The 12751-nt window shown below is 39.7% G+C and carries 9 protein-coding genes and 1 other annotated feature; all 9 genes read right to left on the bottom strand.

Going from position 1 to position 12751, the window contains the following annotated elements; all coding sequences use genetic code 11:
• Window position 1: 1 nt before the first annotated feature.
• The 9 genes from dnaG to pepF all read right to left on the bottom strand — a co-directional run bounded on the left by dnaG (window position 2) and on the right by pepF (window position 12748).
• Entirely contained in the window at window positions 2-1762 is a 1761-nt protein-coding gene (dnaG, locus tag ACLV7W_RS04095; RefSeq protein WP_084947655.1) for a DNA primase, read from the bottom strand.
• Window positions 1763-1851: 89 nt separating this feature from the next.
• Window positions 1852-2610: an ABC transporter ATP-binding protein gene (locus ACLV7W_RS04090; RefSeq protein WP_004254621.1), complete on the bottom strand. Its 759-nt coding sequence runs from the start codon at window positions 2608-2610 to the stop codon at window positions 1852-1854.
• The gene (locus tag ACLV7W_RS04085; protein ID WP_031237057.1) at window positions 2607-3473 is read right to left on the bottom strand and encodes an ABC transporter permease; all 867 of its coding nucleotides are present in this window, start codon (window positions 3471-3473) and stop codon (window positions 2607-2609) included. The genes ACLV7W_RS04090 and ACLV7W_RS04085 overlap by 4 nt, the downstream gene beginning before the upstream one ends.
• Window positions 3474-3548: 75 nt before the next feature.
• On the bottom strand, window positions 3549-4544 hold the full coding sequence (trpX, locus tag ACLV7W_RS04080; protein WP_084947653.1) for a tryptophan ABC transporter substrate-binding protein: 996 nt from the start codon (window positions 4542-4544) through the stop codon (window positions 3549-3551).
• A 263-nt stretch (window positions 4545-4807) separates the two neighbouring features.
• Window positions 4808-5025: a binding site (T-box leader), on the bottom strand.
• A gap of 95 nt (window positions 5026-5120) precedes the next feature.
• Window positions 5121-7817 (bottom strand): phosphoenolpyruvate carboxylase, encoded by a 2697-nt coding sequence (gene ppc, locus ACLV7W_RS04075; protein ID WP_411865483.1) that lies wholly within the window; start codon window positions 7815-7817, stop codon window positions 5121-5123.
• Window positions 7818-7841: 24 nt separating this feature from the next.
• The gene (ftsW, locus tag ACLV7W_RS04070) at window positions 7842-9065 is read right to left on the bottom strand and encodes a cell division peptidoglycan polymerase FtsW (protein WP_033684998.1); all 1224 of its coding nucleotides are present in this window, start codon (window positions 9063-9065) and stop codon (window positions 7842-7844) included.
• A 160-nt stretch (window positions 9066-9225) separates the two neighbouring features.
• Complete coding sequence (gene prsA / locus ACLV7W_RS04065; protein ID WP_000727954.1) at window positions 9226-10164, bottom strand: peptidylprolyl isomerase PrsA; 939 nt, start codon at window positions 10162-10164, stop codon at window positions 9226-9228.
• 66 nt (window positions 10165-10230) lie between these two features.
• Window positions 10231-10944 (bottom strand): O-methyltransferase, encoded by a 714-nt coding sequence (locus ACLV7W_RS04060; protein WP_261105932.1) that lies wholly within the window; start codon window positions 10942-10944, stop codon window positions 10231-10233.
• A 1-nt stretch (window position 10945) separates the two neighbouring features.
• Entirely contained in the window at window positions 10946-12748 is a 1803-nt protein-coding gene (gene pepF / locus ACLV7W_RS04055) for an oligoendopeptidase F (RefSeq protein ID WP_411865482.1), read from the bottom strand.
• Window positions 12749-12751 lie beyond the last annotated feature (3 nt).

Genomic DNA, 12751 nt, shown 5'->3' with positions numbered 1-12751 from the left:
ATTACTCCATTCTTCTCTTTTGGGAAATTAAACGTTCCAATTCTTCTAGGGCTGTGTCGGTATCTCCTACATGGCTCGCCTCCTGCACCTTCTTTTTGATTCTCATATTGTCCTGATTCAAGAGAGCCTTGTTTCTAGTCATTTCTACTTCACTTAGTTCATGCGGTGACATCTCAGCAGGCAAATCATGAGCTAAGACTTGATACCAAGCTCTTTCAACTTCGTCTGTCTGTTCTGCTAGAACTTCTGGAGGAAGATTGCCATACTGGCCAAGCAAGTCATATAAGACCTGAAATTCAGGTGTGTCAAATGCAAAGTCTTCTCGCAAACGGTAATCGTTCAAAACAAGAGGGGATTCCACCATTCGATAAAGTAGATGAGCTTCTGCCCTCATAATAGCTGATAACTGCTTGGTGACAGGCATAGTGATTGGCGTCGGTTTGGAAATCCCTTCCATGCGATTTTGCCTTTGCGCCTGACGGCTTTCATTAACAATCTGCTCAATCTGAGCATAATCAAAGGATGCCAGACTGTCAGCTAAAATATGAATATAGCTGTTTTGAGCAGTGATAGACTTTTCTTGAACAATCAAGGGCGCTATTTTTTCAATAAATTCAATCTGAGCCTGCAGATTTTCACTATTTTCAGGCTTATACTGATGAATGTAAAACTCAATCGGACTAATACGAGTTTTTGTTAATAGATAGGCCAAGTCTTCTGGTCCATTTTTTTGTAGATATTCATCAGGATCCAAGTTATCAGGCATGCTTACGATTTGCACAGGCATATCACCAATTTCGTCCAGCGCTTTCAATGTCGCAGCTTGCCCAGCCTTATCGCCATCGTAAACAAGAACTAACTTCTTGGTTAACCTTTTCAGATGCTCAACATGCTCACGACTCAAGGCCGTTCCCATAGATGCCACAGCGTTTTCGATTCCAGCCCGATAGGCTGCGATGACATCCATGAACCCTTCCATGAGGTAAATCTCACTGGCTTTTCCAGAAGATTTTTTTGCCCTATCCATATGATATAATTCGTAACTTTTGTTAAAAATTGCAGTCGATCGGCTATTTTTATACTTAGAAGTTTGTGAATCCGTTTTCTGCCAGATACGACCTGAGAAGGCAATGACCTTTCCCTGGTCATTTGTCAGGGGAAACATAATCCGATTGTGAAAGGTGTCTACAAATTGATTGGCATCCGAGAGATAAAACAGTCCCGAATCCAAGAAATCCTCTTCACGATACTGATCAGACAAACGTTGATAGAGATAGTTTCGTTCTGGAGGTGCTAAACCAATCCGAAAATGCTTGAGCACTTCATCTGTCAAACCACGCTGATAAAGGTAGTTTCTGGCCTCTTCCCCCATGGTCGTTGTCATCAGAATAGCATGATAAAATTTGACAGCATCTTCGTGCATATCATAAAGAGCTTGGTGGGGTGAAGCTGGCTTCTGCTCACTATAAAGCGGTTTTTCTACCTCTATCCCAACACGCTGACCTAAGATTTGGACAGCCTCCATAAAGGGAACCCCTTGGTACTCCTCAATGAATTTAAAGACATCACCTGAGCGACCACAACCAAAACAGTGGTAAAACTGCTTGTCCTCTACAACGTTGAAAGAAGGTGTTTTTTCACCATGAAAAGGACAGAGCCCTAGATAGTTCCGTCCTGCCTTTTGTAAAGAAATCACATCTCCTATGACTTCCACAATGTTGGCATTGTTTTTGATTTCTTCAATGACTTGTTTGTCAACCATACACAATACCTCCATGTTATCATAGTTTACTTTATATAGTATACTTTATTTCAGAAAAAAAGTAAACCATTTCACTCATTTTCCCTACTTTATTCAAAGAGTTGATAATAATCAGAGATTTTCATTTTTGCTTTTTCTTCTTGTTTCAAATCTTGGATAATTCGTCCTTCTTTCATGACAATTAAGCGATTGCCATATTTGAGAGCATCTTCCATATGGTGGGTAATCATAAGCGCTGTCAGCTGGTCCTTCTTGACAAATTCATCCGTCAATTCCATCAAGGCCACACTGGTCTTTGGATCAAGGGCTGCAGTATGCTCGTCTAACAAGAGTAATTCAGGACGCTTCAAGGTTGCCATCAAGAGACTCAAAGCCTGTCTTTGTCCACCTGATAAGAACTCAATCGGTGTATTCAAGTGTTTCTCAAGACCGTTTCCCACTTTTTCAATAGTTGCCTGAAACTCATCCTTATAGCTAGCCAGACGTCTCGGAAACAGTCCACGCTTTTCACCACGAAACTTGGCAATCAAAAGATTTTCAGCCACCGTCATACGGGGAGCTGTCCCCATCTTGGGATCTTGGAAGACTCGAGACAAATACTTAGCCCGCTTCTCTGGTGAAAACTTGGTAACATCTTCACCCAAAATACGGATGGTTCCACTGGTTAATGACAAGGTTCCTGCAATAGTGTTAAAGAGAGTTGATTTCCCAGCACCATTTCCACCTAAAATCGTGATGAAATCCTGTTCAAAAATTTCTAAGGAAACATCATTTAAAATAATCTTTTCTTCATCAAAGCCATTTTTAACGACTTTGGTTGCATTTTTTAATTCTACAATTGCTGTCATTTGCTTAATTTGGCTCCTTTCAAGATTGTTTGCTTAAATGTTGGAATCATGAGGCAGACTGCTAAAATCACGGCGCTGTACAAACGAAGGTAACTTGTATTAAATCCAAGCGCAATAACTGCCCACACTAAGAATTGATAGGCAATAGAACCCACAACGATGGCAACCAGACGCTCTGCCAAGCTCAAACTCTTGAAAATAACTTCTCCAATAATCAAACTTGCAAGACCTACAACGATAACCCCGATTCCTCGAGACACATCAGCATACCCTTCTTGCTGAGCAATGAGGGCACCTGCAAGGGCAATCACACCATTTGATAAGACCAAGCCCATGAGCTCCATGCGTCCAGTATGAATCCCGAAACTTCTAGCCATATCAGGATTGTCACCTGTAGCAATATAGGCTTGTCCTAGTTTGGTATCCAAGAAAAAGAGCATGAGAGCAATAACAAGACTGACAAAGATGAGACCTGTCAAGAGTTGGTTCAAATCTGAATCAAAAGGCAAAACATCCTGGATTTGCTTGGTTCCAAGCAATCCTAAATTTGCACGTCCCATAATCAAGAGCATGATAGAGTGACAGGAAGTCATCACCAAAATCCCTGAGAGCAAGGTTGGGATCTTCCCTTTTGTATAAAGAAGTCCTGCTGCCATTCCAGCCAAACAACCTGCTCCTACAGCAACAAGAGTCGCTAAAAATGGGTTCACTCCTTTGGTTATCAAAGTGACAGCAACAGCTCCCCCAAGAGGGAAGGAACCTTCTGTTGTCATATCTGGAAAGTTCAAAATCCTAAATGTCATAAAGATCCCCAGACCTAAAATAGCCCAGACAAATCCTTGAGAAATAATAGATAATATCATCTGTTTCTTAACCTTTTCTATATGATTTCTATTGTAAAAAATTGGAGGAGATGTCCCCAACTCCTCCATTACAGATTATTCAATCACTTGTCCCGCTTCTTTTAGAACAGAATCAGGAATCGTAATACCTAGCTCTTGTGCCAATTTTTTGTTGATAACTGACTTACCAGTTGAAAAGACATTAACTGGAGTATCGGCTGGTTTTGCACCTTTCAAGACTTGCGCAATCATTTTACCAGTTGCCACACCAAGGTCATGTTGGTCAACTACAACTGATGCCAAACCACCTGCTTCTACCATGGCAGTTGCGCTTGGATAGATTGGCTTTTTAGCTGATTGATTGCTTGATACAACTGTTGAAAATGCAGATGCAATGGTGTTATCGATTGGAATCCAGATAGCATCAACCTTGCTAGTCATAACGTTAACTGTTGAAGCAATTTCATTTGTTGAAGGAACAGCAAATGTTTCGACTGTCAAACCTGCTTTTTCAGCATAAGCCTTAAATTCTTCTACCTGAGTTTTGGAATTATCTTCACTACTTGAGTAAAGAGCTCCAATTGTTTTCACATTTGGTGTCAAAGCTTTGATGAGTTCAACTTGTTGTTGAGCGGGATTGTGGTCAGATACCCCTGTAATGTTGCCACCTGGTTTTTTCAAATCTTTGACCAAGTTAGCTCCGATTGGGTCTGTAATAGCAGCCATGATAACCGGTAGATCTTTTGTGGCACTAGCTAAACCTTGAGCAGCTGGTGTTGCAATACCAACCACAAGGTCATTCCCATTTGCAACCAATTGTTTACTCATTGTCGCAACCTTACTTTGGTCACCTTCTGAGTTCATAAAATCGATTTTAAGTTGATCATCTTTATAACCTTCTTCTGCAAGTCCATCTTGTATCCCTTTATAAATCAAATCAAGAGATGGATGGCTCACAAACTGAAGAACACCAACTTTGGCAACTTTCTTCTCATTCTTAGCTTCTGGTTTATTCATTGAAGAGTAAATCAAGCTTCCTGCTACTAAGACTGCTAATGCAGCGATAATCCCAATTAAACGTTTATTTTTCATTCTATTTCTCCTTTTATTCCTTTAAAATACTTCACTTATCTAATACTCTTCGAAAATCTCTTCAAACCACGTCAGCGTCGCCTTACCGTAGCTATGGTTACTGACTTCGTCAGTTCTATCCACAACCTCAAAGCAGTGCTTTGAGCAACCTGCGGCTAGCTTCCTAGTTTGCTTTTTGATTTTCATTGAGTATAAACAATTGACGCCATCGTTTTCTTTCCATACTAACCTCCATCAAAAAAGTCCTCACACAAAAAAACTTGTGTGAGGACGTCGATGCGCGGTACCACCTCAATTATAGGGAATTTCCCTATCGCTCTGTCTCGCAATAACGAGATGCACTGTAAGGTGTGCTCACCGAATTTTTATGATTTCAAATTCTAAATAACATTCAGCCCAATTTTCATCATCATCACTTATCTGTTTTCAGCTACCACAGACTCTCTAAAAAGTTTATATGATTACTTTTCTGAATGGTTAAATTATATCATTTTTCAACTACTTGTCAAGACTCTTTTAGCATTTTTTTGAAATATCAAAAACTTCCCCTATAGAAAAGAGGAAGTTTGATAGGTATCAGCCAGAATTACGCAATCCTGTCGCAATTCCGTTGATGGTTGTATGGATTAATTTTTCTTGGTCACTAGATAATTCTCCTCGGCGTTGACGTTTAATCAACTCCAACTGGATATAGTTAAGGATATTAAAGTAAGGCATACGGTAATCCAAACTTGCTTTTAGATATGGATTTTCAGCTAATAATTCGTCATAGCCTTCGATAGCCAAGATAACTTCCTTGGTAACTTGCCATTCATTTAGAATAGTCTCATAGATTGCTTTTACTTCTTCATCCTCACACAGTTTGGCATATTCAAAAGCAATGTTCATATTTGATTTTGACAAGACCATATCAACATTTGAAAGGAGCGATTGGAAGAAAGGCCAGTTTTGGTACATATCTCGTAAGATAGCGATATTCTCTGGATTTTTATCGATAAATTCCTTGAAGCTTGAACCAACCCCATACCAGCCAGGGAACATGACACGACTTTGAGACCATGAGAAGACCCAAGGGATGGCTCTCAAACCACCGATTTCAGTAATAGTCTTACGAGCAGCTGGACGAGAACCAATATTAAAGCTTGAAATAGCCTTGATTGGACTTGACTCGAAGAAATAATCATAGAAATGGTCATTACCAAAGACCAAATCACGGTAGATATCGTAACTACGGTCCACCACTTGATCCATAATGGCTTCATATCGATTGGATGTATTGGTATCACTCTTCTTCTGAGTAATCATACGGTTAATGGCTGCAGATACTAGCATTTCAAGGTTATAGTAGGCAGCATCTTTATTACCGTATTTATTGCCAATTACTTCACCCTGCTCCGTCAAACGGATACGATCCTTGATTGACTTGAGTGGTTGAGATGTGATAGCTTCATAAGTTGGTCCCCCACCACGACCAACAGTACCACCACGGCCATGGAAGAAGGTAACCTTCACGCCAAATTCATCTCCAATAGCAGTCAATTGTTGTTGAGCCTTGTAGAGGGTCCAACATGATGAAAGATAACCACCATCTTTATTACTATCAGAGTAGCCAAGCATGATTTCTTGGTAGTTATTGCGCGAAGCAATCCATTTCTTGGCAAGAGGAAGAGAAAGGTACTCTCTCATAGTTTCTTCTGAGTGGTCCAAGTCCTCAATTGTTTCAAAGAGAGGAACGATTTGGACGCGAGCTCTTTCTTTATCAACTAGCCCTACTTCTTTTAGCAAGATAGCCAATTCCAACATGTCTGATACGCTGGTTGCATGTGAAATGATGGTCTGACGAATAACATCGTCACCTAATTTATCTTTCAAATTACGAGCAGCCTTAAAAATAGCCAATTCTTTTTCAAGTAACTCTGATTTTTCAACATGAGTAGCAGAAAGAATACGTGGATCTTCTTCTAATTCTTTCAAGAGAAGCTGGCATTTTTCTCCTTCACTTAGTTCGCTATAATGAGAATGAATACCTGCTGATTTCAAGAGTTCAGCTACACAGACTTCATGAACACTAGAATCTTGACGCATGTCAATAGATGCCAAATAGAAACCAAAAATTTCAACTGCCTGGATCAACTCAACAAAATCACCAGAAATCAGTGCCTCACCCTTGTTTTCTAAAAGGGAATCACGAATAGTAATTAAATCCTTATAAAAATCATTAGCTGTTTCATAGCGAGCCCCAACTTCCTTATCCTCAATCAGATAGGTTTTTGTTGCTTGGATTTTTGATTGAATATCAAATAAGGCACGGCGGTAAAGCTCTTTTTCACGGTAGATCGAGTTATCCTTGGATTGACGAGCCATTTCTCTGACTTGCTTGCTCACATTGACAATACTGGTTGAGAGAGAGAACTCACGATAAAGTTGGTAAATCTTTTCATCATAGTAGTTCATGATGACTTCACACTGAGTCATAGCAGATTGTTTCAAGGTATCTGCTGTAACAAATGGATTACCATCACGGTCTCCACCAATCCACATACCCATGGTAATTGGTTTAGGATGTTTCAACTCCAAGCCATGTTTTTTAGCCAGACGCTTGTACTCAGCAGTCAAATGAGGAACTGCCTTCAAAAATGAACTATTGTAATATTCCATAACATTCGTGATTTCATTGGTTACTTTCAATTTCTTTTCACGAATCATGTCTGTCTGCATGATAATCTCAATGTAACGACGGAGATCATTATGCCATTTTTCCTTATTAATCAATCCTAATTTCACATCACGATACTTACGCAAGAGGGTATGGATATGGTTAGTCAAATCCAGCATACTCTTACGTTGTACTTGTGTTGGATGGGCAGTCAAAACAGGGACAACATTCAAGTGTTCTAGAATTTCAACCGCATTTTCTTTTTCTGCAACCATTTTGATCGTTGCCGATAATTTCCCAAGATAATCTTGATCGATATTATTTTGGTGGTTGATTTCATAGGCCAAATCCACATCTTCTGAAATATTAATCAAAAGGGGCAAGATAGAGAAATAGCGTGAAATATAGGCCATTTCATCATTTGACAGACTCGTAACCAATTGGTTCAAGCCTTGATAATCTTCTTGAGTTGATAATTCTTTCAACTCCATGATTTTTGCAAAAGTCTCTGGGGCAAGCATATTTTTAGTGATATCTTCTAACAATTCTGTTAAAATCAATACTTCTTCTTGCACGACAGCTTTATTACTATAGTTTTCTAATTTTTGAAGAGACATAGGTAATCCTTTCCACTATCAACTCTACATATAGTTTGATGAGTGAGCTTCTAACTCCTCATATAATTGGGCACGTTTTTCACTTGCATCAATATTTAAGACAAAGGCGATGGCTACAGACAAGACTAGGAGACTGTTCCCTCCTTGTGATAAGAAGGGGAAGGTTACTCCTGTCGAAGGAATAATGCCCGAAATTCCGCCAATATTGACAAATACCTGTACCAGCATCATCCCCCCAACCCCAATCGCCATCATGGAATTAAAGGGATTCTTAGCACGAATACCGACTAGGATAATCCGCAAAATCAGGAAAAAGACAAGGGCTAAAATCAAGCTGGCTCCCACAAATCCAAACTCTTCAATGACAATTGAAAATACAAAGTCTGTATGAGCCTCTGGTAAATAACCACGTTTTTCGATTGAATTTCCTAATCCTAGACCAAACCAACCACCATTTACCATGGCAAAGTAGGAATTTGCAAGTTGGTGGCCTGCTCCTGCCAAATCAGCAAAGGGATTAAAGTAGGCACTGAAACGCTTAGCAACGTAACCAAATACTGGAACTTTTGAAAACTTATCAACCCCAATCATAGAAATAGCTGATAAGGATAGGGCTGAAACTCCAAACAATACACCGATAAAGACTATAAACCAACGATGAGCAATCCCACTAACTGTATACATAATCAAGGCGACCAGCGCTAGGATTGTAGCATTCCCCAAATCTGGGAAAATAGCCAAACTTCCTATCATTACCAAGAGGACAAAACGCCAATCATTAAAAGCTCGAGGAATCCATTGATTTTGAGTTAAAACTTGAAAATCGTAAATACCAATTTCATCCTGTTGTTTTGAAAAACGTTGGGCCAAGTACCAGACGATGATAATCTTCAAATACTCCGCTGGCTGAATGGTCAAAGGTCCTACTGAAATCCAACCATAGGCTCCATTGACTGGCGTACCAATTAAGCGAGCCAGAGCTAAGAGAATCAGCTCAACAAACATAACAATAAATAAAAGTCGTTCTTTTCTTAAAAAATTCAGTTTCAGCTTATATATCAAGGCAATCAATATTAAACTAAATATCCAAAACATTCCCTGACTTCGAACCAATTGGAGGGCACTTTTACCTTCTTCGATAAGAATGGCACTGGTTGTAGAATAGACTACAATCAAACCCAAAATAGATAAAAGTAAGTAAGGAACTAGAATAGAATAGTTTAACAGGTGCCTCTTACTAATCTTCATAGTATCACCAATCTAATGAGAACAAAAGAAATTATTCCCAAATTCCGTTTATTTTCTAGTTTTGATTGCTATTATACCATTTTTTCCGAAAGAAAAAAACTCTTACCCTTAAGATAGAAGATTTTCTCATAAGAAAAAGAGCACTTGGCTCTTTTCTGTTTTATTCTTTTGAAGAACTGCTTGAGCTTGAATCTCCACCACCGATGTATTGAGTGAAGATATTTTGGAAGGCTTGATCTTTAACCTTGATATTGGCTGCTTGCAATTCTTTTCCGATAATACTTTGAACAAATGATGCGTCGTTTTGTTTTTGAGTTAAGATAACAGTTTTTAATTTTTCTTTATAGTCATCGATATTAGATGATTTTTCTGTTTTCTTAATCAGTTTAACAATGTAATATTGGCTGCTGTATGCTTGTGTTCCAGTAACACTAATCACATCAGAAACACCGTTTACATCTAACGCAAAAGCTGCTTTCTTAACTTGATCTGGTACTTCTGTTGAAGCAGAATCAAAGGTGATTTCTCCACCATTCGCTTTAGTTTTCTCATCTGTTGAATTATCTTTGGCTAATTGAGCAAAGTCTGCATCACTAGCTTTGGCTTTTTCGAGGACTTCTTTCGCTTTATCCTCATTATCAAGACGAATGATTTGAGCCGTTACATCTGGAGTGTACTCGTCATAAGCCTTCTTGTAAGCATCATCTGTCAATTCAGCTTCTGCTGCTTTCTTAACTGCCAACTCAACCAATTTACTTGTACGAATTTGAGCTTTACGTGTTTCAAGAGTCATTCCTGCTTGCGATAAGACACGTTGGTAGTTCTCACCATATTGTTTCTCTTCTTCGGCAATAGTATCGTTGACTTCTTTGTCATCTACTTCTGAGCCATATTGCTTCTCAAATACTTTTTGGATGGTCATGTTCAACAAGACTTGTTGTGCTGAAGGGTTGCTTTTCACTTGCTCATAAAATTGATGTTCTGTGATGACATCCCCTTTCATGCTGATAAGGTCTGCCCCTTCTGAACCTTTCGAACAAGCTGCTAAAGTTGCTACTGATAATAGTGTAATGGCACCTGCCAATAGTTTTTTCTTCATGTCTACTCCTTTGAGATAAGTGTTACCCTATCTATTTTACTATATTTTCTTAAATTTTTCTGAAAATCATTCGCTGTCAGGCAATTGAACATCTGCTACATTTTTACGAAGCATGAGAATACCGTCCCCCAGAGGTACTAATGTTGCGGTGAGTCCTGGATTGTCTAAGGTTGCATCAAATAGTCTTTGAAGTCCTCTGTAAATAGTTCGCTGACCACGACGGACTTCCATAATATCCTTGGCAACATCACCACCTTGGAAAATATCATCCAAAACAACCACACCACCGACTTCCAAATGTTTGAGGATTTCTGGCAGAAAGACGATGTATTTAGACTTGGCTGAATCCATAAAGACGAAATCATAGGACTCTGTCAAGGTAGATAAGACATCTACCGCATCTCCTTCTAGGAGCGTAATTTGCTTGCGACTGTCAAACTGGGCGAAATTTTCCTTGGCAAAACCAATCATTTCTGGATTGCGATCAATGGTTGTAATCTTGGCATTTGGCGCATGTTCCGCCATCAAAAGGGCTGAAAACCCGATGGCCGTCCCAATTTCCAGAATGTTTTTAGGTTGTATGGTTTCCATGAGAAAACGGAAATAAGCAACCGTTTCATGGGGAATAATGGGAATATTTTCCTTGCGGGCAAAGTCTTCCAATTCTTTCAAAGATCCTGTGACCTGCTTTTGGCGCTGACGCATCAAGTCTACAATTTCTTCCTTGACGACAGGGCGACGCATGTTATGGTTGGCATTTTTACTATATGATTCAACCATCTTATGCCATTCCCAATTTTTCAACAAGTGCTTCAAACTCATTTAAACGACGTTCAAAGACTGCAAAGGCATCGTTGAGATAGTCTTCCTTCTCCATATCAACACCAGCTTTTCTCATGACATTAAGTGGATAGTCAGATTTACCTGCCTTGAGGTAATCAATATAACGGTCACGGTCTTCTTGACTACCATGGACAATCTTTTCAGCCAGAGCTGAAGCTGCTGCAAAGCCTGTTGAATATTGATATACATAGTAGTTATAGTAGAAGTGTGGAATGCGTGCCCACTCGTATTGGATTTCAGGATTATCTTCCTTACTCAAACCATAATACTCTTGGTTCAGGTCTGCGTAGAGTTTATTTAGGAAATCACTTGTCAAGACTTCACCTTTTTGATCCGCTTGGTGAATGGCGTGTTCAAACTCAGCGAATTGAGTTTGGCGGAAAACTGTTCCACGGAAACCGTCTAGGAAGTTATTGAGAATAGCAAAGCGCGTTGCGTCATCTTCCACTTCTTCCAATAATTTCTCCGTCAAGATATTCTCATTGGTAGTTGAGGCAATCTCAGCTAAGAAGATAGAGTAATCTCCATAAACATAAGGCTGCGTTTCACGAGTATAGCTTGAGTGCATACTGTGACCTGTTTCATGGACAAGGGTAAAGAGATTATCTAGATTGTCCTGCCAGTTTAGGAGCATAAAGGCATTGGTATCGTAAGAACCGCCAGAGTAGGCACCTGAACGCTTGCCTTGATTTTCGTAAACATCAATCCAACGCTCGCTGAAGGCACGTTTAACACGGCTCAAGTAATCTTCACCCAAGACTGCCAAGGCATCTTCTGCCTTTTTCAAGGCTTCTTGGTAGGTAAAACTGTATTCAACAGATGAAAGCGGTGTGTAGACATCATACATCTTTAGGTCGGAAATACCCAAGATTTTTGAACGAAGCTCAAGATAGCGATGCAAGAGTGGCAAGTGCTTGCGAACTGCTGCTACCAAATTGTCATAAACACTTTCTGGAACAAAATTCGCTGCTAGGGCTGCATGACGAGCACTCTTGTAGTTGCGAACTTTGGCACGGTAGTTTTGCACCTTAACATTGGTTTGCAAAGTTTTGGCATAGGTATGTTGGAATTGTTCATAAGTCGCATAAAGGGCTTGATAGGCACCACGGCGTACCTCACGACTTTTAGACTCCATCAAACGTGTGTAAGTCCCATGAGAGAGCTGAACTTCCTTACCATCATCGTCGAGGACATAAGGGAACACAATATCCGCATTGTCCAGGATAGCGAAGGTTTCACTTGCCGAACCAAAAATTTCTCCAGCTCCAGCCAATAATTCTTCTTCACGTTGTGACAAAACGTGGTCTTTTCCTTGTAAAAGTTTGTCAAAATAGTGTTGATAAACCTGCAATTTTGGTTGAGCCTCTAAAAAGTCAGCATACTGCTTTTCACTAATTTCCATAAATTCAGGCTCATAGAATGAAAAGGCTTGGTCCAGCTGGCTGTAGAGGGTCATTGCCTTAGCATAGTACTCTTGATACTTGGCTTCACGTGTGTCCTGGTCATTTTTCATATGAGCATAAACGTAAAGCTTCTCCATTTGGCGTTCCATCTCAAGAGAAAATTCAGTAATTTCGAGTAGGCTATCCGCACTATCCAAGAGATGGCCTTCATACTGGGCTACTGTCTCCAATTGTTCTGTTAACTCTTTTAAGGCTTCTTCCCAAGCCTGGTCAGTTGGGTAAATCGTTGATAGATCCCATGTATCTTTTTCATTTATTTCATGTCTTTGTAATACCATTAG

Source organism: Streptococcus mitis (assembly GCF_965111735.1).
GTDB classification, from domain to species: Bacteria; Bacillota; Bacilli; order Lactobacillales; family Streptococcaceae; genus Streptococcus; species Streptococcus mitis_DR.
The sequence above is the reverse complement of the archived record's forward strand: the minus strand, read 5'-3'. Positions and strand labels throughout refer to the sequence as shown.